Source organism: Hahella sp. NBU794, from assembly GCF_050749805.1.
Taxonomy (GTDB): domain Bacteria; phylum Pseudomonadota; class Gammaproteobacteria; order Pseudomonadales; family Oleiphilaceae; genus Hahella.
Map to the genome: position 1 here is coordinate 3,379,447 of NZ_CP192738.1, position 25,422 is coordinate 3,404,868.

Consider the following 25,422-nt stretch of genomic DNA (forward strand, 5'->3'; position numbering starts at 1 on the left):
ATGATCAAGAGTCTCCAACTTTGATGTTTGCTTGATGTCACGTTGATAATTGGTTGCTCCCCGCCTGATTAGGATGAGGCTGTCATCTACTAATCGGCGTGTGACGTTAACCGTGAATAACCCGGCGGAAGGCGCAAACAAGACAAGCCCGCGCATGGGCGCAAACAGAAAGCTGCGAACCTTGGGCGTGAGCCTGTGCTGGTTGGCGACGCTGTGCGGCGCGCAGGCTGTTGCGCAGGAGAAAAAGGATCATTCTGACGCAGACTGCGAACCCATTTACGATGCGGAGAAAACCTCGAAATTCGATTTTGTCGGGCTAAGCGGCGCTTATTCACTGGAGGAGTACGCTGGCGCCGAGATAGGACAAATCTGGGTGGAGCCGCTGCCAGTGTTTGACGAGTCCGATCCAGAGGAAAATAACTTCCTGTATCGCCTGCTGAACAAGATTCATATCCTGACGCGCACGGATGTGGTTTCCGGACAACTCCTGTTTAAAAGCGGCGATCGACTGGATGTGGACCAGCTGCGGGAGTCGGAGAGGATTCTCAGGAAAAACAGTTATCTCATCGACGCGCGCATCGTGCCGTTTCGTCAGTGCAACGGCAAAATTGACCTGCTGGTGGTGACGCGGGATATCTGGACGCTGGAGCCGGGGGTGAAGTTCAGTCACTCGGATGGCGCCAGCAAGGTGGGTCTGGAGCTGAGCGATAACAATATCTTCGGGACGGGCAATCAAGTTTCCGTCGCCTACAACAAAGATGACGACCGCAGCAGCGTCGACTACATGTTCGGCTCCAATCATCTGTTCGGAACCCGTCTGAAAACCCAGATGCAATACGGCGACACCAGCGATGGGGAAACCAAACTGTTTTCTCTGGAGCGACCGTTCTACGCGCTCGACAGTCGCTGGGCCGCCGGCGGCGATCTGCATGAAGACTCTGTGGTGGACAAGATCAAAGATGAAGGCGAGGAGGTCAACGCTTATCGTCACGAGAGCAATCTCTACAATCTCTACTTTGGTCTTTCAGACGGTTTGCGGCGCGACTTCGCCAACCGCTGGTATGTAGGGATCACCCGCGAGGAAGATAACTTTTCCGCCGTGGACGCCACCCGCAGCGGCACGCCGCAAGACCGCGCCTTAACCTATCCCTGGGTGGCGTACGAAAGGGTCGAAAACCTGTTCGCCACCTATCGCAACCTGGACTTTATTGAGACCACGGAAGACGTGTCTCTGGGGAAAAATATCTACTTGAAATTGGGCTACGGCGGCGACTTTCTGGGCAATGATCGCACCCAATGGCGCTTCAATGGCCAGTACAGCGACGCCTACAGTTTTGGCGAGCATCACCTGTTCTTTGTCGGCGCCCATATGGACGGCTATTGGGATACGGAAGACAGCGCATTGGAAAACACCCAGGTTGGCGCTGACTTATCCTACGTACACCTTACCGATGACCAGCACCGCTGGTTTTTCGGTTTCAAGGCGGACCTTGGCGACAATCTGGATCAGGACAAAGAACTGACCCTGGATGATGAATTCGGCTTGAGAGGCTACCCGGGCGGCTTTGAACGAGGCGACCGCCGCTTCCTGGCCAGTATCGAACGGCGTTTCTATTCCACCACCCACGTATTCAACCTGTTCCGCTTGGGCAACGTCGCCTTTATCGACATGGGCCGCGCCTGGGAATCCGGCGACAGCGAGGCGCCGCCAGTCCTGTTCGACATCGGCCTCGGCATGCGCCTCATCTCCAGCAAAGCCCGCACCGGCAATGTCATCCACCTGGACTTCGCCATCCCCATCAACGAACGCAACAAAGTCGACGCCTTCCAATGGACGTTGAAGGTTTATGATAGTTTTTAACGTGGATTTTGCGCTCAGGGACGCGGGTTAGGGAGAGGCGTTAAAGAAAAATTTTCGACTTCATGTAAACGAAAAAGGCCTTCCGTTGTATTGGAAGGCCTTTCGGTTATCGCATCAGGGTGGACGCTTTCAGTCCGCTGCTGATTGTTACTGCCCCTGCGTCTCAACCTTCAGATAAGGTCCTGGCAGCAGGCCGTTGCTGGGCGAGTTGATGGTTCTGTAGTTGGCGTTGGCGGAGAGTTCCGGCGTTTTATCGCTTACGGAATTCACTACCTGCTCAATCACTGCGGCCACCAGCATGCCCGCCAGGCCATTGTTGCCGCCGTCGGAGGATTGCTGCGCGTAGGCGCGGCCTTGCCACAGGGTTTCGCCGGACCGGGCGTCAACCAGGCGCCAGGATGAAGACACTACCGCGACGGAGGAGATGATCTGGTATTGCTGTCCCCAATCGTCAATGGTGACGTACAGCACCGCGTCGGGACCGATATGCTCACGCAGTTTGTCCAGAGGGACGCTGTTCATTTCCGCGGGGGTGGGCAGGCCGTTGTCTTTCATGAACTGATCAATCACCGCAACCGGGAAGATGTAGTAGCCTTTTTCCGCTAATGGCGCGGTGATAGTGGACAGGAAGATGTAGGGCGCATTCACTTCCACCGTGTTGTTTTGCGGCGGAATCACCAGAATCGAGCGCGGTTTGCTCGCCAACAGCGCGGAGTAGTCATAGGGCTGTTGCGTGGCGCAGCCGGTGCTCAACACAACGGTCAGCGACAACAGGCCGAGAAGCTTCCAAAGTTGCAAAGATCTCATTTAGTCGCCCCCTTTTTGGCTCTCTCCAGAATACCGTCGATAAACTGCGCGGATTCAGGGTAGAGCGCTTTCTCCTGATTGAACGCCTCTACCGCCATGCCGGGCTCTCCGGCGCTGGCGTAGATCATGCCCAGATGCGCGTACAGTCCGGGAGGGACTTGCTGGCCGTGGTTGTTGGCCTGCTCAATGGTGACCGTCAACTTCTCGATCTGCGTATTGTTGTCCGCTTCGCCGGGCTTGGTGTACATGTCCAGCAAAACGTCCTGATAAGACCCCCAATAATAGAGGCTGCGCGGTTGGTTGGCGCACCCGGCCAATAAGGCGAGGGCCAAAGCCGGCGCAATAAGGCGCAAAGTATTCTTCATTCCAGAATTACCTGACAGCGAATGTAAGCGGTTATTTCAGTCTCAGTGAGCCTGAATCCAGGTCACGAACCAGGTTGTTGACCACCTCGGTAATGGCGAAGTTCAGTACCTTGCCGTTCAACGTGGCGTCATAGCCGGCAGTGCCGCCGAAGCCAATGATTTCCCGATTGCTCAGTTCATATTCGCCTGCGCCCTGGGTGGAATAAATGATGGCGGAGGTTTCTACGTCAACCACAGACAAGGCGACTTTCGCATAAGCCACTTGTTGCTTGCCGCGGCCCAGGAGACCGAACAATTGTCTGTCGCCCACTTCCTTACGGCCGAATTCGGTGACGCTGCCGGAGATAACGTAACGCGCGCCGGCGATCTTCTGTTTAACGCCTGCGATCTGCGCTTCTTGTTGCAGCTCCTGCATATTGTCGCGATCCACCAGATTGAAACGCTGAGTCTGCTGCATGTGGGTTTTCAGGATGGATTTGGCCTGATTGCCCAAGCGGTCTGTATCCGATGAAAACAGCCCTTGCATATAGTTGGAGCGGTTCTGGAAATTGCCGACCACCATAGTGGTGCGTTCGCCGTTGTAGGAGGTGCCGTAAGAGGCGACTTTCTGGGGTTCGATGGCGCGGTGGCTTTCAGTGGCGCAAGCGGAAACCATAATGGTCAGCGCAACCAGCGCTGCATTTTTCAAGGCCTTCATGGAAAAGTTACTCCTTAAGGGGGGATAGTCTCGAAGTGTAGTTGAGCGCGCTCAGTCGCTCAAAAGGTGACTTATACTTTTTACAATTAGCTTATGCAACCCCTATTCATGGCGCTAAGGGTTCTCCCTTATTAGATGCCGGCATGGAGGCGTACGGCCTGTCTAATAAATCACCATTACCTTCCCGCCGCTTAGCCCAAAATGTGAAAGACGCGAACCTTTCCGGCCCGGCGTATGTCAGCGCCAGATGCTTGAGATAGCGTTCCGCCACGCGCAGCATTTCACCGCGATAGGCCTGCCAGGCGCCAGCTTGAATGGGGAAACCTTCTTTAATGGCGTTGGCGGCGCTGACGGCGCTCGCCAGACAATGAAACAGCCCTTGAGAGGAGATTGGATCGAACGAAATCAGGGCGTCGCCGATAGCCAGAAACCCATGCTGCGCCAGCGCCTGCGTCTTGGAAGCGGTCAGTTCCAGTGTTGCGGCGCCGGCGGGATGATAGCGCAGGGGAGCTGGTTCTGACTCGGTAATGACTTCCCGCAGAATGGGATGGCGGCGAGCACGGGCCAGAAAAGCGCCTGCTTCCCGCCACTGATGTCGCAATGGATCATGGGCGTCAAAATGATAGCCGAGCACCCGTTTCCCGTGAGGAATGCGTGCGCTGTACCACCAGCCGTTTTCGTCCGCGCAGGTGCGCAGCGTCGCTTCCTGATCGTTGGGAAGACAAGGCAAAAACGTGAAGGCGCAAAGCAGATCGTCGTCAGCCTGTCGAGGCAGCCCTAAACGACGGGCAATGGCGCCGGAGCGACCGGTGGCGTCCACCAGCACGGGCGCAGTATGCACGAGGTTGTCTTGAGGCTGTCGTATTGACCAGACGTCATTGCTGCGATCAATGTCGTACTGGCGGAGGCCCTCCAGAATGCAGGCTCCGGATTCGAGCGCGCCCTCATATAACAGACGGTCGAATCCGCGTCGGTCCAACAGCCAGCCGGGCCCAGCCGGGTCAAATAACGCATCGCGCCACACAGGAGTCTCTGTGTCCCAAACCGATAACGCGGAGCCCCGTTGCAAATGGGGCCCTTCCAGGAAGCGCTCCCACAGACCCAGCTTGCGCAACAGTACGCTGGCGGCGCCGGGTAGCGATTCGCCAATGCGTGGACCTGTTTCTCCGGCCGCGCGTCGCTCAATCACCAGTACGTTATGAGACGGACGCAAGAGCCTCGCCAGCGCAGAACCGGCGGGGCCAGCGCCCAGAATAATGACGTTCCAGCGGCGCTCATCCTGAGCGCTTGTCGTTGTGGCCATGAACCACTATCGCCGTGGCGCCTTCTGCCGCATGAGTTCACGGCGCATGGCGTGGTCGGTGAGTCGACGTTCTTCTTTCGTCATATCGGGACCGCCGCGATCCTCGACCTGCATGACCGGCGGGAAATCCGGGTCATTAGGCACGCCGGGACGGACTTCCACAATGCCCATTTCCGGGAAGCGATCAATCATGTTCGCCAACTGGTTGTCGTAACCGACGCCAAGGGTGCGATCCCAATCCGAGCGCTCTTGATAGGCGGCGATACGCTCCTGGCGGGTCAGGCCGGTATCCATCACCTTGCTGTAGTTCTCTTCGCTCAACACCTGATTCGGCACCCGCGCAGGCCAGAAGGTGGGCAAGTAAGGATCATATTGCGAGTCATAGCCGGACCGGCAGCTCGCGGTGTCGGTTTGCCAGGGGATCGCCATCCAGCGGGTGATGGAGCCAGGGAACTGGGCGTAGAGCGGCCCGTTATAGGACAAGGCTTCCGCCGAGGTGAGCGTACTGCCGTAGTTCGGCTCTGGATTGTTGGCCGCGCGGTGACGCCACCGATAGGGTTCGCTATACATGGTGGCGTGACGCACTGGCCAGGTCATTTCACAGCCGGGGTGAAAGGCGTCCGCCAGACAGAATTCCAACGCGGCTTTGTCCAGACAGGCGGGCTGCTCGCTGATCGGCACGTCGTCGATGGAGCGGGGCGGGTTGGCGTCCGGATCGTAATCTGACTCAAACTGTCCCTGCGCCCAGTATCCCAGCATGGCCAACTGGGTTTCCGTCAACGCGTTCATGGCGTTGCTGACCGGCGGCATGGGGACGTTCATGGCGTCGCCATATACCCAGGGCCAGAGGTTCATTGATATGTCATTGCGGCCGGGATGGCGAAATGCGTTGGCGACGGTTCGCCGCAGCTCGGCATAGTCGTCGCCGGGCATGGAAAGCTTGCGCAGATAGTCAGGGTCGAGAAAATGTTGCGGCATGCCGAATCCGAAACCTGCCGCAAATCCTGCGTTCATCCACTGCAAGTCGCACATGGCTTTCAGGACAGGCAGGATGTCATTCTGAAAGGAAGGGCAGGTGGGAGCGGGCGCCATGCCGGCGTTGATCGCCAAGTCCGTCATCAATGCGTACATGGTGCGCACGGATTTTTGCTGCGGCCCGTAATTGGGAGGCGCGACCACCACCCAGGCTGGCGCCACATCCAGTTTTCTACCGTTGAAAACGACCGTAGCGGTGACCGGACCATCGCTGGTGTCGTCATACCAGCCGTCATTATTGGCGAAGGTAGTGGGCGGTTTGCCATCGTATGAAGCGGACTTGCCATGACCGCCGAACACCATCAGACGACCGGTCGAGTCCGTGCGTAATTCTCCCAAGGGCACATCTATGCCCATGAACTTGCCGCCGCGAAACTGGTACTCCGGGCCGTAGCTGGAGGTGGTGTTGATAGAACGGGGGCCAGGAGTAATGGATAGCTCGCTACGGTCTTTAACGCTGGCGTTACGCAAGGTGCTGGGCGTCGCCGCTGCGGCTTCCGGGATATCCAGCGCCAGTTCAAAGTTGTACCAGGCCGCCTTATGGTTGGCCAGCTCCACCGTCCACTCGATCTGGGTGACATCGTCAATCGACAACTCCCGCACCACTTGGCCGTTGCCGTCATAACCATAGATGCGGAACTCCGCCACTTCACGCTTCAAAGCGCCAGTGGCGTCACGATACTCACCGGGTTCCTTGGGAGGCGGGTTCGACACCTGCGGCCCAATATAAAAACCGTCTTCTGCGAGGGAATTACCAACACGAGCGATGCCGATGGAGGGATGAATCCTGGCGTAAACAATCTGGTCGTCGGATTTGCTGCTGTTCGTCATAACACACTCCCTTTGGTTAATCAGATACCCGCCATGCCATATCAGATGGCTGTTAAAGGAGTGTAGATGGTGGTTGGGGATTAACAAGCAAGGGAAATAACATTATTGAGGTCTGGCGAAACCCGGTTAGGATGTCAGACCGCCTAAAGTATTTTTTATCGCCATCTAGGGTCTTCCCTATCAGCCATATAGCCCCCGCCAGTTTGCCGATTGAGACAAGTGCTTATCTATCGTTAGGATAAAAATACTTTTGTCTCATTCTTTCGGAACACAACATGCAAGAAGGCATTCAAACAATATCCCTCCCAGATTCATGCCTTTTATGTGCTTTAGATTCCAGAAGCAAACTCAACTTGGTAAGCCGGCTTGTTTATACGAATAGGTTATAGGCCGTTGTTCTATGAAGGATTATGCTGAAGCAATCATGAGTGATAACATCCATCACCTTTGGCGCTCGCGGAGAGAAGAATTCCGCCGATTATCGTCTCAATTTATATAAACACTGTTAAACAAGGCCTTTCTATGCTTCAGCGCACTCTTGCTCTAATGATATTTACTCTGCTTGCCGGATGCGGACAATCCGAACCTCAAAAAGCTGAGCCTGAGGCTAATACTGCTCCTCAGTATTCTGAGGCTCAACTGAGGGAGCTTTCTAAACTATGTGATGCGGATGAGCCTTCAGAAACCAGCGCTATTTCCTGTATCGCACTAAATAGAATAAATAAGAATATAATTCTAGATTTGGAAGGCATGAGTATAAAAAAACTGCCGGAAGATATCTTCATGGGAATGGAGCATGTTCGAATATTAAGATTGGGAAATAACTCTCTTTCTGAATTGCCAAAGTCAATAGCTTCTCTAAATAAATTGAGACAAATATATATTGATGATAATGATTTTTCTGAGTTTCCTGCCGTTTTGCTCTCATTGAGTGGCCTGAAAGATATATTCGCGTCTAACAATCATATTGGCTCGATTCCTAAAGAAATAGAAAGGCTGAAGTCCCTAAGAAGAATAATAATTTCCTTGAATGATTTTAGAGAGTTTCCTGTTCAGCTAGAAAACAATAAAGAACTCAAGTTATTGGATTTGTCAATGAATAAAATATCCGTTATTCCGAAAGAGATCGGAAATTTTGATGCTCTTGTAGGTCTTTCTTTGTCGGGCAATAAGGTTAGGGATATATCTATAGAAATAGGAAAGGTGACAAAGTTAACCATGTTGGATCTGAGTGCGAATGATTTGAAAGAGTTGCCGGTGGATATAGCTGCATTGCCTGAGCTAAGAAGGTCTGTGGAAGGCCATCGCGGATTTGTCAGAGCATTTGTAAGTATTAGCTTTAATGAGGATGTTAAAGATATATATGGAAATGATGCCGCTAAAGAACATGATGTTTATGATAAGCCTGAAAAATTCTCAGGAATAAATATTCTCTTTAATAATATTGAAAAGTTGGATCCGGAGTTTTGCAATGTGTTCTTTGTCAAAAAGGACTCCGAAACTATTCTTAACTGTGACTAAGGAGTAGTGCAATGAGCAGTACTGAAGGTTTGAGCCTGGCTCAAGTTCAATATCAAGTAATTAAAATATCACAGGCTGTAACTAACGCAACTGCACATTGGGAGGCGGCCACCTGGGAGTTTGCATCAAATTATGACAGAGCTTTGATTAGATTTAAGTCGGTTATTGATAATCAGAAAGAGCTCGAGAAGAAAGCTGTTGACTACGCTTTTACAGCTATGTCTCTAGTCGGTGGCAGCGTTTTGACCGCAACTATAGCAAAATCCATTAAAGGATATCTATATGATAAATCGCTAAGTTTTGTCTGCAACAACAATCTCGAGAAGACCTTTAATAACGTTTACACAAATGAAAAAGTCCGTAGTATTGTTGGCGGGCTATACTCTGAAGCTGAAAGGGCTGTCGGACAAAGAATGGTAAGCTCTATCAAAGACTCTATTAAACGATACGAGCACATGTCTAAAGCTCCCGAAAACTCATCATTTTCAGCACTTTCTGGAATGATGAGCTATATCAAGCATAGGCAGGCGGACCTTGATGATGCACTTAATAACTCGGCTGAAAGCTATTTAAATTCTATAGGTACAAAATTTGAGAAGGCAAGGTTTGATGGTTACAATAAGATTGTAAGTGAGATTTTAAACTGTAAGTTTATGTATCCGCCGAAGAGAGCTTCTGCATCTCATGAATTTGAAATATCTGACTCCTCGCAGGGAGCAATTAGTAAAATTCAAGAGAGAATAGAGTTGTCAATGTATATTGCTAAACTGCTAGATACAGACTCTGTTGTCCGCTGTTATGCTCCTGATCCGAAAAGAAAAGTATTTCGAGAAGAAAAACCAATTCATTCTGCTCCGTCTGAAGTGAGATATCCTAATAATATACCATATCGCGGACAGGGACATAATGGAGAATTAACCATGCAATATATTAAGTATTCTGACTATGGGAGAAAAGTTGGAGAAGAACTTAATAGACTTGCGGACAAGCTCTATAATAGAGGGCAAATTATAAAGACAGGATGGATATTGCCATCGGCTGTTCCAGATAGGTATGCGTTAAGGAAAGCTGAAAGTCTTGCTAATATATTGGGTCAGCCATATAGTCAGTCGTTTATACCAAGTGACAAACCAGTAATTTCTACAGATTCCTATCTGTTGAATCTAACTGAGTATCAAAAGAGCGTAATCAAGAAGAATAGTAGATACTAATTTGAGAGCCGCTGATACGAGCACCAAATATGAATTTTTGAAAGAGTTACTTTATTGTTCGGACGGCGTTCTTTCTGTTATTAATTCGGCGGAAAAATAGCCTCTAGCCTCTCTCTTGCGGCGCAGCTTATCCACAAACACAGAGCAGAAAAAATAGATCCACAGACCGATACCTGCCTGTTCCCGCCCCGATTACTTTGCCTTTATGGCCCGCAGTTTTCTCGACTGCGGCGCCATATCAGTCATTTTCTTTAAGGTCGATAAGGCGAGGTATTTATTATGACTATTGGTGACGGCGGTGGCGTAGGGCCAATCGCCCCTCAAAATCATGTTCAGGCTGGCGGCGGCGTTGTTCATCAACCCGGCGCTCTTGCGTTGGCGCGTAACCCCAATCCTGTTGCCCATCAGGATCAGAACGCCCGTTCTATGTTTAGCGGCTTTTTTGAAGGCGTCGCAAATTTAAAGTCGGCGGTGTACAACCGACTGCCGAACAATCCACTGCGGGATATGTCCGTCAGGGAGCAGAACTACAGGGTTCCGCTATCTCGTATGGAAGGCAATGCGGAGACGCTTTTTAACGATATGGATCGATCCAAACACCATGAACGGCTCAAGGAACAGGCCTTGACCTCTTTCAGCGGGACGCATCACGCTACGGGCGACGCGGCGCAGGTGGCGGCGCAGTTTCAGGAATTTCTGGCGTTTGATGTTGATAATTTAAGCGCGGAGGAAGTCCAGCAAGCTGAAGATAATGCGCGGCAGCGGACTGACAATTGGTCTGATGGCGTACCTGGGACTGAGCATGATTTCAATATCAGGCTGCAGCAGGAGAAAGAAATCATCGCACTGGAGAAACTGGCGCAGTTCGATGATCTTCCGCCTCTGGATGAGTCCCAGGAGCATAATCAGATGTGGGGAGAGCTGAGTGTGGGCGCGTCTCTGCAAAGAAACGTCACCATGCAGGAAACCCGCGATCAGCTGTCCTTTTTCGGCCGTCAGCTTTCAGTCTTTATGAAGAAAGAAGGATTGGGATTCGATGGTTTGATAGACAGGAAGACGGCGCAGCTGGTGAGAGATCAGGAGTTGGACGCGAATACTCAATTCGATGACCTAAACAATGATCAGCAGATCGACGTTTATAAGGCGGTGTTGAAATCCGCGTCCACCGCTAACCCGAACCTTATGGATAAATTTCAGAAAACCATAAGCAACAACCTGCAAGCAGGCGCGACTAACTTTATGTCGTTGTTAAATCGCATCAATATTTTTTCCGGTTAAGGGGCGGTGATTGAGCGTCATCCTGGTTCGCTGGTGGTGAGACACATTGGCGAGACTTGATGGCGCTCGCTTCTTGTTTTTCCGCCATGTTGCACAAATACATCGGTAGGCTGATATGGCCAAACCGGCCGGACCTCTAATCTGAACTCAGTTTGAATCCGCAAGGCTGCCGCCTGCACAGACCAGAGGAATAGAAGATGAGGCCGCTACTGTCATTAATCGTATTGTTATTGTGCCTGTCGAGTGCGGCGGTGCGCGCCGAAGGATGGCCGTGGGCCAAACTTAGCTACGCCCATTATGCGGAAAATGAGCCCATCCAGGAGTTGTTGCAGCAGTTCGCCGCCGCGATCAACACGCCGGTTGTGGTCAGCGATAAAATTCAGGGCGTGGTCAACGGCCGCTTCGAAAAAGCGCCAGCCCGAGACTTTATCGACAGACTGGCCAAGCTGCACAGCCTGCTGTGGTACTACGACGGCCAGGTGCTCTACGTCTACGGCGCCAGCGAAGTGGAGACAGATCTGATTCATCTGCAGGACGTCTCATCTCAACGCCTGATCAAAACCCTGACGAATCTGGGCGTGCTGGACCGACGCTATACTCTCAGGGCCATCCCCGGGGAAGGAATCGTGATGGTGTCCGGGCCGCCCCGTTATACCCAGTTGGTCAAGGAAGTAGCGGATATTCTGAGCTCTGGACAACAGGGCAAGCCCAAAACCGGCGACGCCTTTGTGGTGCAGGTGTTTGAACTCAAGCACGCCTGGGCGGATGATCGCTCCATGGTGATTGGCGGGCAAAGAATAGCGGTTCCCGGCGTGGCCTCTTCGTTGCAGGCGATTTTAGGTCGGCGCATATCTGAACCGACCGTCAACGGGATTGCGCCGAGACCCCTTCCCAAACTGAAAGGACAAGGGCTGGCTCAGGGACGTTACGGGCCGACGGACATCACGCCCTCTCAGGAGACCAACCGAGAGATCGTCTCCGTGCGAAGCGAGGAGGGCGGCGTCAACTCGGAAACGGCGGGATACATCATCGCCAACGAGCGTCTGAATGCGGTCATCGTGCATGATCGCCAGTCGAAAATGCCCCTCTATCAGGAACTCATCGACTCCTTGGACCAACCTAGAAGCCAGGTGGAGATTGAAGTCTCGATTATCGACGTGAGTACGGATCGTCTGAACGAAATGGGATTTGAGTGGCAGATCAATGGACGTAACGGTAGTTTCACCAACGCGGATTTCTCTCAAGGCGCTTTGCCGCGCAGTGCCAACGAGCTGTCTTTCGTGGTGGGCGACGGCGCTAACTTCTCCACCTTGCTGACCAACACGCAAGACTTGTTTCTCTCGCGCATTCGCGCCTTATCGGAAGATGGCGACGCCAGCGTGCTGTCCCAGCCGACGATTCTGACCCTGGATAACATCGAAGCGGTGTTGGATCACAGCACCACCTTTTTCGTGCGGCTTGTGGGCGATCGGGAAGTGGACCTGTTTCCGGTGTCCGTCGGCTCAGTGGTCAGAGTGACGCCGCACATCGTGAAAGGCGATCTCAGCGATAAAATTCATCTGAATATCAATATTGAAGATGGCCAGCAGACCGGACAGGCCGTGGATGACATACCCGCCGTCAGCAAAAGCATCATCACCACCGAAGCCCTGGTGAACGACAACGGCAGCCTGCTTGTCGGCGGTTATTACTTCAATCAGGACTCCACCACCAGCAGCAAGATTCCCGTACTGGGCGATATCCCGCTATTGGGGCGCCTGTTCCGTACCGACGGCAGCCAGCTGCAGAAACGAGCCAGACTGTTTCTGATATCACCCCGCATCGTTGGCTCCAACACGGCTGAAATTAAATACAACCGCCGGCTGGAATCCCTGATCAACAAGTATCTGAGCACGGCCCCGGAACTCTTTACGCCATAGAAGCCAATTAGGCCTGTGGATATATGGTTGCAGGCGCCTTCCTAAGGCATTGTTAACACAAGCTACGGCACTGTTAACACAAGCGCGGCGACTTCCATACAACTCCGCCGCAACCCAAATGCTTCACTCACAAACCGGACACAAGTACAGCAATGACTAGCGCACAATGGATGATCAAGTTGCTCTCCGGGCCTCACGCAGGCGCGGAAATGCGCCTCGAAAACCGCGCCTACCGGGTCGGTTCTGCAGACGATGGCGACATTGTGTTGCACGACAAACTGCTGCCCGAGCTGGCGTTTACGCTGGATGTTGGAGTGGACGGCGTGCGCCTGCTACGGGAAGAAGCAAATGAGACGGGCAATGAGACAAGCGTGGCGTTGCTGTGCGAATGGCGGGAGGTCGACGAGCTGGATGTAAAAGTCGACGCATTCTCGATTTATTCCCTGGGGATGCTGCATTTTTGTTTTGGCCCGACCAACCAGCGCTGGCCGGACATTTCACCGCCCACGCCTCGTCACGCGGCGGAATCCAACGCGTCTAATCTTCCCGCAGCAGCAGAGTCGGAGCATGCGAAAGATCCCGTGGACAAGCGTCGGGACAACGTTCGCAGGGGACTGCCACGAAGCTCCAAACTCATGCTGCCGGTGTTTCTGTGTTTCATCGCCGGCGGCGTGATCTTCAACAGCCGCTTTCTCGATGCTGGCGTTATCCAACCGGAAGCGTCCCTGGATCTCGCCGGTATTGTTGCTCAGGACTGGCGTTTCGAAGGACTCGCCGTCAATCCTCAGACCCTGAGTAACGGCGCGAACAAATGGCTGATCAGTGGTTACGTCGACACCGCTGCGCAAGCGGCGGACCTAAAGCGGCGTCTGCAAGCGCTGAATGCGCCGTTTGAGCTGGATATCCGCGTCATGGAGAGCGTCAAACGCTCAACGGAAACCCTGCTACAACAGTTTCAGTTATCGCATCTGACGGTCAGTCTCGGAACTCAGCCCGGCGAGCTGGTGATCAGCGGCGTCGAAACAAACCTGGACAACTGGTTACGGCATAAAGAGCTGCTGCTCGCCGACATTCCCGGTCTGACTCACATTCAGGACCGCGTAGAGAGGCCGGAAAGCCGACTGAATCAACTGAAACAGTGGTTGCAGGAGGAAGGGCTCGATAAAGAAGTGCTGGTCAATGCGCAAGACGGGCGTTTGTCCATCACATCCGATATTCGTCTGGAGGACTCCGAGGCGTGGCGGCGGGTTCAACGCAAGTTTCAGGAACGTTTCGGCGGAACGCTGGACTTGGCTGTCATCGCCGACGCTCGGCCCACGCTTGCGATTCGTAGCGTCAGCCTGGGCGCGGTTCCCCATCTTGTGCTGGCGAACGGACGCCGTTACGGGCTGGGAGCTCACGTCAGCGATGGCTATTTTTTGGAGCAGGTCGTCAAGGACGCTGTCGTTCTGCGACGGGGCGAGGAATTGATCAAGTATCGCGTCGGTTCCGGCGCGGACGTATCCGGCGAAAATTAATCAGACCAATATCACTGCCGTGTTAACAACAACGGAACCACAGGAGAAGCAAATGGGAGACAACTTTAGCGAACGTACGCCCCAGGAGTGGCTGCAGCTGCTGGTGGATTATCAGCGGCAGTTACAAGCGCGCCTGAAGGTGGGATGTCAGCCGTCAGAGTATTACCTGCTGGCGGATCTGGATGCGGCGGTGGATCTGGTGATCCGCCGATTTAACCGCCCTCAATTTAACAACGCGTTATTTAACGATGCTCGAATAGACAACACTGACGATGGAGGAAGCCGATATGGCGTTCAATTTTGATGCAATCAACGATGCGATGGGTCGCCAGGCGACATTGAAGGAGGAGGAGTTGCGCTCCTTCGCCAACAGCATGGACCCCAATAACTCCTCGGACCTGATCAAATTTCAGCAGAAGGTCCAGGAGTGGGGGCTGATCACCAACCTGCAAAGCACGACGATCAAGTCCCTCAAGGACACCATCGCCAGCATCGTGCAGAAAATGCAGTGAGCGCAGACATGGACGCCAGCATCGACGACCTGATTCTACATAGAATAGTTCTGCGCAAACTGGCTCTGGAAGCCTTCGACATGCTGCTCGAAGGCGCTGTCGATGACGCTCGCAAAGTGCTCACGACGGTGAACCGGATCAAACCGGGCAACCCCGCGTCGACCCTGGGGCTGGCGTTGGCGGAGCGACTGCAGGAACCAGGGCGCGGCCGCGGACATAGCGTCGAAGGCGGCCACAACAGCGACCCGGTGTTGAGCTGTTTCCAGGGTTTGATCTGGTTGCAACAGGGGCGCGAAGAGGAGGCGAGGGCGCTGCTGGCCAAGACCTCCCAGTCGCCGGACGCCACCGCCGCCAAATTGGCCCAAGACATCATCCAGTATGAAATAGAAGGCAGGTAACCATGGACCCTATCAATATTCAATACAGCCTGAATTTTCTCAATTCAGATCAACTCGCCGCCCCGGAACTGACGGCGGACCCGGCGGCGTTGGAGCGTTTTCAGCAAAGTCTTCAGCCACAATCGGACATGTCTGCGCATTCAACATCAGACGGGTCGCCAGTCACTTTGGGCGTAGAGGCGTCGGATAACACGCTGGGAGATAAAGTGCTGCAGGGCATGCAGAACGTGAAGTCCGGCTATGACCAGCAAATGGAGGCGATGCAGCTCACCTTGAACAGCGCCGACCCACTCAATATGGGCGATATGCTCAAGCTGCAGATGGACCTCGCCCAACTGACGCTGCAGGGCGAGCTGATCAGTAAAACCGTCAGCAAGAGCACGCAGAACCTGGATACATTGCTCAAGAGTCAGTAGCCATGAAAAACACATCCACACCATACCGGTTCTCTCGTCGAATGCGGCTTTTGCTGGGCTTTCTGCTTGTCTTCGCCCTGAGCGGCTGTAAAGAGACGCTGTACAGCGATCTGACTGAGAAAGAAGGCGCGGAGATGCTGTCGATTCTGCTGGAGGAAGGCCTGGAGGCGGAAAAAGTCCCGGGCCAGAAAGGGCAGACTGTCGCTCTCAGCGTTGAGCGCGCGCAGTTGTCCCAGGCGATCCGCCTGCTCAAAAGCCGGGGTTATCCCCGCGATGACTTCACCAGCGTTGGCGAGCTGTTCAAGAAAGACGGCTTGATTTCATCGCCTTTGGAAGAGCGGGCGCGCTACATATACGGCCTGTCTCAGGAGATTGCCGCGACCCTGTCGCAACTGGACGGGGTGATTACCGCCCGCGTGCATGTGGTGATGCCGGAGGTGGAGAACAAAAAAGCGCCGTTGAAAGTGTCCTCCGCCTCGGTGTTCATCAAGTATGAAAGCACCGTCAATCTGGATGATTTCGTGCCGCAGATTAAGTTGCTGGTGAACAACAGCATTGAAGGGCTCAGCTATGACAATATCGCCGTCGCGCTGTTTCCGACTCAGGCAGCGCCGGTCGCTGGCGGCGCTGCGATGGAGAGTGTGTTTTCCGTGAATGTCGCCGCGGGATCGATCGATCGCCTTTACGGATTGCTCTCCGTTGGCGGGTTGCTGTTGATCTGCGCTCTCGGCGGCAATCTGCTGCTGTATCGACGTATGAAACAACGCAGTACTCACACACTGGCCTTAGAGCAGGCTTAATGTCCACGGTGACCTCAAGGTGAGTTCGTCAATGCGAGCAGAACTTCTTATTCAGGCGGCCCGTTTTAACGGCGCCCCGGGCATTTACGCCGACGCCAGCTGGTTCACCCCCTGGCTGACGCCAACGCGTTTAGCCGCCATGCGAGGTCGGACTGACGCAGCAAGAACCCTGAACCGCTTCTTACTGGAGCAGTCCGAGCCTTTAGAGCCGGTCGCCCCGGAGGCGTTTTCCGATCCGTTGCTGCAGTTGCTGACGCAAACCTCGCTGAACATCCCCCAACTCGCCATGTGGGCGGGACTGGCGCTCCATCATTTGAGCTTGAAGCGAATCATTTGCGGACGTCGTCAGCGCGAATTAAAAGTCGCATTGGGGGAGGAGGGTTATTGTTTCGCGCTGGAGCGGGCGCAGTTTATGGTGGGCGCCGCTTGGGATCATATCCCCGTGCTGGCCGACGAAGATACGCCGACTGTCTACAAAATGATCCAAAGTGCGGGAGTAACGTTGTTGGCGGCAGCGTCAGCGAATCTGCCGCTATCTGCGCAAAAACGCCTGCCGTTTTTCTTCCCCAAGCAACGGTCCCATTGCTTCACGCATTGTTCTACGAATGATGAAATGCCCAACATGACGTTGGACGTTAATCACCCTGACGTCGTGGAAAAGGCGAGGGGATTACTCTTTAAAATTGCTCAGGAGATCATGCCGTCATGGAAGCCAATTTCATTTTAATCAGAAACATACAAGAGAAAATTAAAGTTAGAAATAGCCTTGTTAAGGCGTCTGATTACCAGTCCTGGCATGATGCGGACAGGCTCCTCGACGCCGCTCGCGCCGAAGCGGATGCAATCCTGGCTGACGCGAAAAGACAGGCGCAGGCGGCGTTACAAAACGGCTATCAGGATGGCCTGGCGAAAGCCAAAGAGGAAAGCGCCGAGCGCCTGATCACCACCAGTATGCGGGCTCATCAGATGCTGCAGATGGCGGAATCGGATTTGATTGAGCTGGTGAAACTCAGCGTGGAGAAACTGTTTGGCGATATCGGCGATGAAGTGAAAATCGCGAGCCTCATTCAAACCGGCCTGGCGTCCTTGCGCGAGGACTATCGCGTCACCGTCCATGTCGCGCCCGAAATGGAAGCTCAAGTGAAAGCGGCGTTACCCGATGTCCTGTCTCATTTTCCGGGCATTGAATACTTCGACATCATCGCAGACCCGCGACTTCCCCGCGACGCCTACGTACTGCAAGGGGACGCCGGCATTATCAAAGGCTCCATCTCCGACCGCTTCGCCAAGCTGAATACGCTGGTGGAGCAAGCCTTGTCCGCTCCCCAAAACTAAACACTTCCCTGGGAGCGCGGGCGGCCCGCCCGCACTCTTATCAAACTATTTGTCTGCCGTGGCTAAACGCTCCAGAAAGCGGACACTCTTGCACTTCCCGAACACTTACCCTACAGGGCATTTATCTGCAGGACTGCACCTACGGCATATGCCGAATGGTGGATTGGGACAGCGGCAGGCCAAACGTACAATGTAGCGCGCCCGGTCGCCAATGCGGCCAGATTTTGTCGCTTTTCCAATTATCATTTGTCCGTCTCCGCCCCAGTGGCCTTTAACAAGGGATGTTTCCTGCATGCATTACCCCCGTCGCTTCCAAGTCAAACATCACTTGGATATCGTCGCCGATGAACTGACGCGCATTGAGTCGCCCACCACCGCCATTGGCTATATCGAGAAGTGTCTGAACGATGGGGACGGGCGCGGCAAAGATTTCGACGCCTTTATCGCCTCGCTGCAGGGAAGTCATTTTCAGTCCACCTCAAACAAGTTTCCCGGCCGCACCGCAGCGGCGTTTAATAGCTGGCGCAATACCCTGATTTGTGAAGCGCGCCATGGCAATGTGCTTCTGGTGGTGGATGCAAGCGAAAAACCTTTCCATCCACTGATTATTGAGAAAGACAAAAAGCTGACGCCAGGACAGTCGAACACCCACGCCGCCACCCAGTTGCTGAATCGCCTGAAGCCGGTGAAAACGCCCTCGCCGAAACGTCCGGCGGGGACTGCTGCGGGCGGCGCGGCCGCCTCCAATCCCATGGCGGAAAGCCATCCGTCGTTCAACGGCAATGTGGGCTGGGCCAGTGAAAAGAGCCCAAAAACCAGTTATGGAGCGCCGCCGCCTCCTGCTTCGTCAGCGCCCAGTGTTGAAGAGACGTCCGTCAGCGACGCCAGCGGCCATAACGACAACGGCGACACGCAAACCGCCAACGACGAAGCCTGCGTCAGCGGCGATCCAGTGAGCATGATCACCGGCGAGGAGCTGCTGGACCTGGTGGATTTCACCTTGCCCGGTCCCATGCCGTTGGTGTGGAAACGCACCTACAAGTCGTCCAACAACCATCAACGCGGCCTGGGCGTCGGCTGGACGCACCTGTTGTGTCAGACCCTGGAAGAGGACAACGGCCGCATCCCCTTCACCACCGACGAAGGCCGTTATATCGAATTCCCGCGTCCCCTGATCGAACAGTCCAGCCGCAACGCGGCGGAGCGCATGACCCTGCATCGGGTGGACGAGAACACCTACGCGCTGCAGCAGATGGGACAACCGGACAAGGTCTTTGTCGGCGGCAACGGCGCTTACCGCCTGGAAGCCCTGGTGGACGCCCTGGGCAATCGCATCGACATCGCTTACTGGCAGGACGTGGAAGGTTATGCGCGTCCCATCACTATCCTGCAAGCCAACTGGGGACCGCGTTTGCATATCCTGCACAACGCCCAGGGGCTAATGTGCGAAATCCAGTCGATCCAAACTAACGGCGCCGTCGCGACCTTGGCCACCTACGACTATGACGAACAGCAGGACCTGATCCGCGCCGCAGACCGGGCGGGCGCCAGCGAAACCTACGCCTACCGCCATCACGTCATCACCCGCCGCACCCTGAAAACCGGCTTCAGCTTCTATTTCGAGTGGAGTCAGTACAGCCCGAGCGGCAAGTGTCTGCGCCAGTGGGGCGATCGCGGCATTTACGATTACCGTTTTGAATGGGATATCGCCAATAAAGTCTCCCACGCCTTCGACAGCAACGGCGGCAAAACCACTTACTACTACGACCACCGCGGCAAGATCATCAAGGAAATCGATCCCGAAGGCGGGGTCACGCGTATGGCCTACAACAAACAAGGCCAGCTGATCGAACATATCGACCCGGAAGGCGGCGTCACCCGTTACGCTTACGACGAGCAGGGATTACTGACGCAACTGACCGACGCCACTGGCGCGTCTTACAAAATCCGCTACAACCACCGCGGCCAGCCGGTGGAGATGATCAATCCCCTGGGCCACAGCTGGCGTCGCGAGTACAACGGCCAAGGGCTGCTGACCTGCGTCACCGATCCGCTCGGCAACCAAACCCGCTACGCCTATAACGAACGCGGCCTGCCGCAGACCATCACCGACGCCGCCGGCAATGAAAAAACCTTCGTCTGGAATGCGCTGGCGCAATTAGTCAGCGAAAGCGTCAACGGCCGCCGCACCGAGTACCTGCTGAACGAAGACGGCGATATCGGCGCGGTTGTGGACGCGGAGCAGCGCACAACCGAATACGAATACGACCTGCTCGGCAACGTCACCCGCGTACAGCATCCGGACGGCTCCGCCGTGCAGTTGCGCTACAACGCCAACAGTCAACTGACCCACTTTATCGACGCCGCCGGCCGCTGCACGGAATACGTGTACGACGGCCTGTCCCAGGTGCGCAAAAAGATCGACCCCAACGGACAGGTGTTTGAATACCTGTACGACAAAGAACGCAACCTGATCGGTCTGATCAATGAAAAGGGCGAGCGCTATAAACTGGGCTACGATCGCAATGAACGCCTGATCAGGGAAATTGGCTTCGACGGCCGCATTCAGGAGTACCAGTACAACCGCGCGGGTCATTTGGTCTCTCATCTGGAAGGCGTTCACATCGACCTGCCGTCGGAACAGGCCAACACCACTCGCTTCCGCCGCGATCCGCTGGGCCGGCTGCGGGAAAAACACAGCCCGGACGGCGGGGTCAGCCAGTTCCACTACGATGCGGCGGGACGGCTCACTGAAGCCAGCAACCCTCACCGACAATTGCGCTTCGCCTACAACGCCCTGGGCCAGTTAACGGAAGAACGTCAGGACCAGCATGTGCTGCGCCATGATTACGATCCCCTGGGCCTGCGCACGCAAACCCAGTTAGCGGATGGAACCCGGCTTAACTTCGCCTACGATCAGCATGGCCTGTTCTGCGAAGCCCTCTACAATGACAACCTGCTGACGCAAATCACCCGAGATGAGCAGGGCCGCGAAGTCGCTCGCCAGCAGGGCGCGCTGCAATCCCAGTACGAATACGACCTGATGGGCCGCCTGAGCCGTCATCGCGTCAACCATGAAGCCAACAAGACGCAACTGATCGACCGTCGTTATCACTACGATCACCATGGCAATCTGGCGCTGATCGACGATCTGCAAAAAGGCGCGACCCGCTACCATTACGACGCCCTGGACCGTCTCAAGCAGGTGGAGAGCTACTGCAACGAGCAGTTCGACTTCGACCCGGCGGGCAATATCCTGAGCGGAGAAAGCGATAGCGCGGTGAAAAAAGGCAACCGCCTGCAATTCCATGGCGACCGCCACTTTGACTATGACGACGCCGGCAACCTGATCCGCGAACGTCGCGGCAAAGGCGGCAAACTGGAAACCCGCTACCTCTACAACAAGCAGAACCAGCTGATTGCGGTGGAGAAAGACGGCCAGCGCACCGAGTATCGTTACGACGCCTTGGGCCGCCGTATCTCAAAACAGGACGCCTTCGGGCAGACGGAATTCCTGTGGAACGGCGACGTGCTGCTGTCCGAACAACGCCAGCACCTGCGCAAGCTCTACGTCTACGAACCCGACTCCTTCCGTCCGCTGGCGTTCATCCAGGACGAAAAAGTCTACCACTACCACCTGGATCACCTGGGCACGCCCCAGGAAATGACCGACGCCGAAGGAACCCTGGTCTGGTCCGCCCGCTACAAAGCCTACGGCGCCCTGGCCCTGCAAGACGTAGAAAGCGTCCACAACCCGCTACGCTTCCAAGGTCAGTATTACGACGAAGAAACCGGCTTCCATTACAACCGCCACCGGTACTATGATCCCCAAAGCGGCCGCTTCATCAATCAAGACCCCATCGGCCTCCTGGGCGGCGCCAATGCCTACCAATATGCGCCAAATCCGGTGGGATGGGTTGACCCGTTTGGGTTGACGGCGAAGAAGGAAGATCCGGCTCGGCAAGCTAAGGCAATAACAAATGCCAATAGTTACCCCATTCCTTCTTATCGGGAACACGGCGACTTTGTCGGCGAGTTTAGTCCTGTTACCATCAAGCAGCTAAAAATGGCTCTTGGTAAAGCAGGGTTAAGTGTTAGAGATTACAATATCCGGCTAAATGATAAACTTCCTCCAGGTGTAAGTGGCAATATGCCGAATACGTTAGAGATGTTAAGGAACCTCTGAATAACTCCCAGAATCAGTCATAATACGGCAGTCCAACTCAGCAGGAACACTTTTCATGGATCAGATGACTTTCTCCGAAGCCGAATACCAGAATAAAAAGCGTAAGACCCGCCGGGAAATCTTTCTGGAGCGGATGGATAAGCTGATTCCCTGGGAACGGTTGGAGAAGAAGGTCGCCCGTCATTATCCCAAGGGTGAGAATGGCCGGCCGCCGTATCCGTTATCCGCCATGCTTCGCGTTCACTGCATGCAACTGTTCTATAACCTCAGCGATCCCGCGATGGAAGATGCGCTGTATGAGATTGAGTCCATGCGTCGCTTTGCTGGTCTGCGCCTGTCAGACCGATTGCCGGATGAAAGCACGATCCTCCATTTTCGTCACCTGCTGGAGCGTCACGGTTTAGGCAAGACGCTTTTCAAGGAAGTGAACAAACAACTACAGAAGCAAGGGCTGATGATGCGGGAAGGCAGCATTGTGGACGCGACGATTATTTCCGCCCCGAGCTCCACTAAAAACCAGAGCGGCCAACGCGACCCGGAGATGCGCCAGACCAAGAAAGGCAATGAGTGGCGCTTTGGTATGAAAATGCACATTGGCGTAGACAGCGCCCGGGGACTGATTCACAGCCTTGAAGCGACGGGAGCGAATGTCCATGACATCACAGTTGCGGGCAAATTGCTGCATGGAGAAGAAAGCGTCGTGTTCGGCGATGCCGGTTACCAAGGCATTCATAAGCGGGAGGAACACCAGAAGCGGGCGGGTGTCGCCTGGTTTATCGCGAGACGTCCAGGCGTGCGCCGCACACTGAGCAAAGAGCATCAGAGAATGGAGATGCTGAAAGCGAGCATCCGAGCCAAAGTGGAGCATCCATTCCGCTACATTAAGCAGGTGTTTGGTTATGGCAAAGTCCGCTATCGAGGCCTGGCGAAGAACAGGAATCGATTATATCTACTGGCGGCCTTCAGCAATCTTCTTACGGTGTGGAAAGAGCTGCGGATATAGGGCGATAGGCCCACTTCCGTCCTGAAAGGGGCGAAAGTTGTTGGAAAAAGCAGTATATGGTTGGGCCAAATGCACAATGGAGAGGGATATTGGGATAACTATGGGTTATTCAGAGGTTCCTTAGAGATACCCAGTACAGCTGATGCAGGCTTTCGGATTAAAACCTCTTACCTGCAACCTCCTAACTCTCCAACCCAGCCACCCACTTCAACACTTCCGCCACCGGCTCAATCAACTCTGAAGGGATGTAGTTCTCCAGTTCGGCTTGGGCGTATAAAGCGCGGGCGAGGGGGATGTTTTCCATGATGGGAATGCCTTCTTTGGCGGCGATTTTCTTTACTCTTTGGGCGGTGGTGTTTTTGGCTTTGAGGATGACAGTTGGCAGGCTGCGTTTGTCGCCGTCGTAGTAGATACCGATGGCGATGTGGGTGGGGTTGGTGACGATGACGGAGGCTTTTTTGATTTGGCTGATCATGCCGCCGTCCAGCATTTCTCGGTGAATCTGTTTGCGTTGGCCGATGACTTCCGGGTTGCCTTCGGCGTCTTTGTATTCCCGTTTCACTTCATCTTTGGTCATGCGCAGTTGCTTTTGGTGTTCATGCTTCTGATAAAGAAAATCCAGCACCGCTACGATCACAAACGCGAACATGGACACCATCGCCAGTTGCAGCATCAGGTGGCCGATAAAGGGCATGACGCAGTCTGAGCCGCAGTGGGGGAGTTTGCTGATGTCGTTGAGATTGGATGTGATCACCCAGTAGATCAGGATGGACAGGAACAGGATTTTTACGATGGACTTGAGCAACTCCACCAGGCTCCGTACTGAAAACAGCTTCTTAACGCCTTCCACCGGGTCGATTTTCTTCAGATCGAACTTGATCGATTCCATGGCGAACAACGGGCCGACATGCCCGACATTAGCGACCACCGCAGTGACGATCACCAGCAGGATAAAAGGGAGCAGGATGTCCAGACTCTTCTCGAACACGCCATTCAGCACCGCCTGTAATGCTTCCCTGAAAGGCTGACCGTAAAAGCGTGGGGGCAAATCGATCAGGCTTTGCAGCGCTTCCACCAAACCATAACCGGAAGCGAACAGGAGTCCGTACATGGCGATCATCATGGCGGTGGACACCAGCTCCTTACTGTGCGCCACCTGACCCTTTTTACGGGCGTCGCGGAGCTTCTTCGGGGTGGGCTTTTCGGTCTTTTCACTCATTGCTTTGGTCTTCTTACATTTTATCCGTATGGGGGGGCGTGAAGGTTTACGCTAATTGACGGTCGTTCAAGACAAGAGGTTAAACAGCGGTTGTAGCAGACCGTCGATATCCGCCAGCAACTCGCTGAAATAACGGATTACAAAGCCTGCGTAGACACACAACAGCGCCAGTCCCACTGCGCTTTTCAGCGGCATCGCCAGGATGAACACGTTCAGTTGCGGCGCGAAGCGGCTGATCAGCGCCAGGCCAAACTCGGTCAGAAACATCACAATCACCACCGGCGCGCCCAGCAGCACGGTAAGTCGCATCAAGGTGTCCAGTTGCGCCAGGAAGAAGCCAGGGCCGTCCAGTGAGAGAGAAGGGAAAAATGCAAATACAGGCCAGACCGCGTAGCTCTTGTACAGCACATAGAGCATCAGCAGAAAAGAACCGCTGATAAAGAACAGGGTAACCAGGGACTGCGTCAACAGAATGCCCAGTGGTGACGTTTGCGATCCAGACAGCGGGTTTAACGCACTCGCCATTGTCGCGCCGCGCTGGTTATCAATAAAAAAGCCCACCGACTCAATCGCCCAAAACGGCATTACCAATACAAATCCCATCGCCAGGCCAATACCGACTTCTTTGACGATGATCAGCAGCAGATGCAGTCCGTCCAAAGCTTGGGTGTCCAGACCATGCTCGACAAGCGGATAGGTAATGAGGGAAAAACTGGCGACCACGCCGTTGCGGATCATTGCGTTGCCCAAAGACTGTTTGGACAGAAACGGCAGCATCATAAACATCGCCAGCATGCGCGCGGACGACATAAAGAACACAAACAACGTGTGGGAGATCAGTTCAATATTCATCAGTCGTTCTTCGCTTGCATCGGCTCTTCATTTGCATCAACCGGCCACATCGGGAATGGCGTCGAACACCAGCACCGTGTACTGGTACATCTCGATGCCGAGCCAGCGCGCAGTCAGGTAAAGGGTGGCGACGATGGCCACCAGTTTTACGGCGAACCCCAGGGTCTGCTCCTGGATCTGCGTCACCGCCTGCAACAGGCTGACCAGCACGCCGGTAAAGGTCGCCACCAGGATCGGCGGCATGGAAAGGATCAGCACCAGCATCAGCGCTTCCGTGGTGTATTGAATAACGTCGGCTTCGGTCATAGCTTCACTCTCTGTCATCCGGTTTTATCGGTCTCTACTCAAACGCTTGT

The 25,422-nt window shown here is 54.4% G+C and carries 23 protein-coding genes; 15 read left to right on the plus strand and 8 right to left on the minus strand.

What is annotated here, in order from left to right:
- The first annotated feature begins 154 nt into the window (after positions 1 to 154).
- Positions 155 to 1,861: a hypothetical protein gene (locus tag ACQYWX_RS15080; protein ID WP_431689408.1), complete on the plus strand. Its 1,707-nt coding sequence runs from the start codon at positions 155 to 157 to the stop codon at positions 1,859 to 1,861.
- Positions 1,862 to 2,008: 147 nt separating this feature from the next.
- Here ACQYWX_RS15080 and ACQYWX_RS15085 read toward each other — a convergent pair whose 3' ends face one another.
- The 5 genes from ACQYWX_RS15085 to ACQYWX_RS15105 form a co-directional block, all read right to left on the minus strand.
- The gene (locus ACQYWX_RS15085) at positions 2,009 to 2,668 is read right to left on the minus strand and encodes a DUF799 domain-containing protein (protein WP_431689409.1); all 660 of its coding nucleotides are present in this window, start codon (positions 2,666 to 2,668) and stop codon (positions 2,009 to 2,011) included.
- Positions 2,665 to 3,033 (minus strand): DUF4810 domain-containing protein, encoded by a 369-nt coding sequence (locus tag ACQYWX_RS15090; RefSeq protein ID WP_216736366.1) that lies wholly within the window; start codon positions 3,031 to 3,033, stop codon positions 2,665 to 2,667. The genes ACQYWX_RS15085 and ACQYWX_RS15090 overlap by 4 nt, the downstream gene beginning before the upstream one ends.
- Positions 3,034 to 3,064: 31 nt before the next feature.
- Entirely contained in the window at positions 3,065 to 3,730 is a 666-nt protein-coding gene (locus ACQYWX_RS15095; protein WP_127970457.1) for a CsgG/HfaB family protein, read from the minus strand.
- 106 nt (positions 3,731 to 3,836) lie between these two features.
- Positions 3,837 to 5,033 carry an NAD(P)/FAD-dependent oxidoreductase gene (locus ACQYWX_RS15100; protein ID WP_431689410.1) on the minus strand — a complete coding sequence of 399 codons (1,197 nt, stop codon included), beginning with the start codon at positions 5,031 to 5,033 and terminating at the stop codon, positions 3,837 to 3,839.
- A 6-nt stretch (positions 5,034 to 5,039) separates the two neighbouring features.
- Positions 5,040 to 6,899, minus strand: coding sequence for a LodA/GoxA family CTQ-dependent oxidase (locus tag ACQYWX_RS15105; protein WP_431689411.1), 1,860 nt, complete (start codon positions 6,897 to 6,899; stop codon positions 5,040 to 5,042).
- Positions 6,900 to 7,421: 522 nt separating this feature from the next.
- Between ACQYWX_RS15105 and ACQYWX_RS15110 the strand changes: the two genes are divergently transcribed.
- The 14 genes from ACQYWX_RS15110 to ACQYWX_RS15175 all read left to right on the plus strand — a co-directional run bounded on the left by ACQYWX_RS15110 (position 7,422) and on the right by ACQYWX_RS15175 (position 22,995).
- The gene (locus tag ACQYWX_RS15110) at positions 7,422 to 8,420 is read left to right on the plus strand and encodes a leucine-rich repeat domain-containing protein (protein ID WP_431689412.1); all 999 of its coding nucleotides are present in this window, start codon (positions 7,422 to 7,424) and stop codon (positions 8,418 to 8,420) included.
- A gap of 11 nt (positions 8,421 to 8,431) precedes the next feature.
- The gene (locus tag ACQYWX_RS15115) at positions 8,432 to 9,631 is read left to right on the plus strand and encodes a hypothetical protein (protein ID WP_431689413.1); all 1,200 of its coding nucleotides are present in this window, start codon (positions 8,432 to 8,434) and stop codon (positions 9,629 to 9,631) included.
- A gap of 279 nt (positions 9,632 to 9,910) precedes the next feature.
- Positions 9,911 to 10,909, plus strand: a complete 999-nt coding sequence (locus ACQYWX_RS15120; protein WP_431689414.1) for a hypothetical protein — start codon at positions 9,911 to 9,913, stop codon at positions 10,907 to 10,909.
- Positions 10,910 to 11,106: 197 nt separating this feature from the next.
- Positions 11,107 to 12,828 carry a type III secretion system outer membrane ring subunit SctC gene (sctC, locus tag ACQYWX_RS15125; RefSeq protein WP_431689415.1) on the plus strand — a complete coding sequence of 574 codons (1,722 nt, stop codon included), beginning with the start codon at positions 11,107 to 11,109 and terminating at the stop codon, positions 12,826 to 12,828.
- Between the two features lie 152 nt (positions 12,829 to 12,980).
- Entirely contained in the window at positions 12,981 to 14,345 is a 1,365-nt protein-coding gene (gene sctD / locus ACQYWX_RS15130) for a type III secretion system inner membrane ring subunit SctD (RefSeq protein ID WP_431689416.1), read from the plus strand.
- A gap of 52 nt (positions 14,346 to 14,397) precedes the next feature.
- Positions 14,398 to 14,649, plus strand: a complete 252-nt coding sequence (locus tag ACQYWX_RS15135; RefSeq protein ID WP_431689417.1) for a hypothetical protein — start codon at positions 14,398 to 14,400, stop codon at positions 14,647 to 14,649.
- Entirely contained in the window at positions 14,633 to 14,857 is a 225-nt protein-coding gene (locus tag ACQYWX_RS15140) for an EscF/YscF/HrpA family type III secretion system needle major subunit (protein WP_011397073.1), read from the plus strand. Before ACQYWX_RS15135 ends, ACQYWX_RS15140 begins: the two co-directional genes overlap by 17 nt.
- Positions 14,854 to 15,255: a hypothetical protein gene (locus ACQYWX_RS15145; RefSeq protein ID WP_431689418.1), complete on the plus strand. Its 402-nt coding sequence runs from the start codon at positions 14,854 to 14,856 to the stop codon at positions 15,253 to 15,255. The genes ACQYWX_RS15140 and ACQYWX_RS15145 overlap by 4 nt, the downstream gene beginning before the upstream one ends.
- Positions 15,256 to 15,257: 2 nt before the next feature.
- A complete protein-coding gene (gene sctI / locus ACQYWX_RS15150; RefSeq protein WP_431689419.1) occupies positions 15,258 to 15,671 on the plus strand; it encodes a type III secretion system inner rod subunit SctI in 414 nt (137 codons plus the stop codon).
- A gap of 2 nt (positions 15,672 to 15,673) precedes the next feature.
- A complete protein-coding gene (sctJ, locus tag ACQYWX_RS15155) occupies positions 15,674 to 16,471 on the plus strand; it encodes a type III secretion system inner membrane ring lipoprotein SctJ (RefSeq protein ID WP_431689420.1) in 798 nt (265 codons plus the stop codon).
- 31 nt (positions 16,472 to 16,502) lie between these two features.
- Positions 16,503 to 17,198: a SctK family type III secretion system sorting platform protein gene (locus ACQYWX_RS15160; RefSeq protein ID WP_431689421.1), complete on the plus strand. Its 696-nt coding sequence runs from the start codon at positions 16,503 to 16,505 to the stop codon at positions 17,196 to 17,198.
- On the plus strand, positions 17,177 to 17,806 hold the full coding sequence (gene sctL / locus ACQYWX_RS15165) for a type III secretion system stator protein SctL (RefSeq protein WP_431689422.1): 630 nt from the start codon (positions 17,177 to 17,179) through the stop codon (positions 17,804 to 17,806). Before ACQYWX_RS15160 ends, sctL begins: the two co-directional genes overlap by 22 nt.
- Before the next feature lie 292 nt (positions 17,807 to 18,098).
- Positions 18,099 to 21,992, plus strand: coding sequence for an RHS repeat-associated core domain-containing protein (locus ACQYWX_RS15170; RefSeq protein WP_431689423.1), 3,894 nt, complete (start codon positions 18,099 to 18,101; stop codon positions 21,990 to 21,992).
- Positions 21,993 to 22,047: 55 nt separating this feature from the next.
- Positions 22,048 to 22,995: an IS5 family transposase gene (locus ACQYWX_RS15175; protein WP_431685803.1), complete on the plus strand. Its 948-nt coding sequence runs from the start codon at positions 22,048 to 22,050 to the stop codon at positions 22,993 to 22,995.
- Between the two features lie 181 nt (positions 22,996 to 23,176).
- On the opposite strand, the gene sctU is transcribed toward ACQYWX_RS15175, so the two are convergent.
- The 3 genes from sctU to sctS form a co-directional block, all read right to left on the minus strand.
- Positions 23,177 to 24,214: a type III secretion system export apparatus subunit SctU gene (sctU, locus tag ACQYWX_RS15180; protein WP_431689424.1), complete on the minus strand. Its 1,038-nt coding sequence runs from the start codon at positions 24,212 to 24,214 to the stop codon at positions 23,177 to 23,179.
- 66 nt (positions 24,215 to 24,280) lie between these two features.
- On the minus strand, positions 24,281 to 25,066 hold the full coding sequence (sctT, locus tag ACQYWX_RS15185; RefSeq protein WP_431689425.1) for a type III secretion system export apparatus subunit SctT: 786 nt from the start codon (positions 25,064 to 25,066) through the stop codon (positions 24,281 to 24,283).
- A gap of 36 nt (positions 25,067 to 25,102) precedes the next feature.
- Positions 25,103 to 25,390: a type III secretion system export apparatus subunit SctS gene (gene sctS, locus ACQYWX_RS15190; RefSeq protein WP_431689426.1), complete on the minus strand. Its 288-nt coding sequence runs from the start codon at positions 25,388 to 25,390 to the stop codon at positions 25,103 to 25,105.
- Positions 25,391 to 25,422: the final 32 nt, after the last annotated feature.

Excerpts from the sequence above, each read along its gene's own strand:
- ACQYWX_RS15080 (WP_431689408.1), top strand. The coding sequence starts at position 155 with ATGGGCGCAAACAGAAAGCTGCGAACCTTGGGCGTGAGCCTGTGCTGG.
- ACQYWX_RS15085 (WP_431689409.1), bottom strand. The coding sequence starts at position 2,668 with ATGAGATCTTTGCAACTTTGGAAGCTTCTCGGCCTGTTGTCGCTGACC.
- ACQYWX_RS15090 (WP_216736366.1), bottom strand. The coding sequence starts at position 3,033 with ATGAAGAATACTTTGCGCCTTATTGCGCCGGCTTTGGCCCTCGCCTTA.
- ACQYWX_RS15095 (WP_127970457.1), bottom strand. The coding sequence starts at position 3,730 with ATGAAGGCCTTGAAAAATGCAGCGCTGGTTGCGCTGACCATTATGGTT.
- ACQYWX_RS15100 (WP_431689410.1), bottom strand. The coding sequence starts at position 5,033 with ATGGCCACAACGACAAGCGCTCAGGATGAGCGCCGCTGGAACGTCATT.
- ACQYWX_RS15105 (WP_431689411.1), bottom strand. The coding sequence starts at position 6,899 with ATGACGAACAGCAGCAAATCCGACGACCAGATTGTTTACGCCAGGATT.
- ACQYWX_RS15110 (WP_431689412.1), top strand. The coding sequence starts at position 7,422 with ATGCTTCAGCGCACTCTTGCTCTAATGATATTTACTCTGCTTGCCGGA.
- ACQYWX_RS15115 (WP_431689413.1), top strand. The coding sequence starts at position 8,432 with ATGAGCAGTACTGAAGGTTTGAGCCTGGCTCAAGTTCAATATCAAGTA.
- ACQYWX_RS15120 (WP_431689414.1), top strand. The coding sequence starts at position 9,911 with ATGACTATTGGTGACGGCGGTGGCGTAGGGCCAATCGCCCCTCAAAAT.
- sctC (WP_431689415.1), top strand. The coding sequence starts at position 11,107 with ATGAGGCCGCTACTGTCATTAATCGTATTGTTATTGTGCCTGTCGAGT.
- sctD (WP_431689416.1), top strand. The coding sequence starts at position 12,981 with ATGACTAGCGCACAATGGATGATCAAGTTGCTCTCCGGGCCTCACGCA.
- ACQYWX_RS15135 (WP_431689417.1), top strand. The coding sequence starts at position 14,398 with ATGGGAGACAACTTTAGCGAACGTACGCCCCAGGAGTGGCTGCAGCTG.
- ACQYWX_RS15140 (WP_011397073.1), top strand. The coding sequence starts at position 14,633 with ATGGCGTTCAATTTTGATGCAATCAACGATGCGATGGGTCGCCAGGCG.
- sctI (WP_431689419.1), top strand. The coding sequence starts at position 15,258 with ATGGACCCTATCAATATTCAATACAGCCTGAATTTTCTCAATTCAGAT.
- sctJ (WP_431689420.1), top strand. The coding sequence starts at position 15,674 with ATGAAAAACACATCCACACCATACCGGTTCTCTCGTCGAATGCGGCTT.
- ACQYWX_RS15160 (WP_431689421.1), top strand. The coding sequence starts at position 16,503 with ATGCGAGCAGAACTTCTTATTCAGGCGGCCCGTTTTAACGGCGCCCCG.
- sctL (WP_431689422.1), top strand. The coding sequence starts at position 17,177 with ATGGAAGCCAATTTCATTTTAATCAGAAACATACAAGAGAAAATTAAA.
- ACQYWX_RS15170 (WP_431689423.1), top strand. The coding sequence starts at position 18,099 with ATGCATTACCCCCGTCGCTTCCAAGTCAAACATCACTTGGATATCGTC.
- ACQYWX_RS15175 (WP_431685803.1), top strand. The coding sequence starts at position 22,048 with ATGGATCAGATGACTTTCTCCGAAGCCGAATACCAGAATAAAAAGCGT.
- sctU (WP_431689424.1), bottom strand. The coding sequence starts at position 24,214 with ATGAGTGAAAAGACCGAAAAGCCCACCCCGAAGAAGCTCCGCGACGCC.
- sctT (WP_431689425.1), bottom strand. The coding sequence starts at position 25,066 with ATGAATATTGAACTGATCTCCCACACGTTGTTTGTGTTCTTTATGTCG.
- sctS (WP_431689426.1), bottom strand. The coding sequence starts at position 25,390 with ATGACAGAGAGTGAAGCTATGACCGAAGCCGACGTTATTCAATACACC.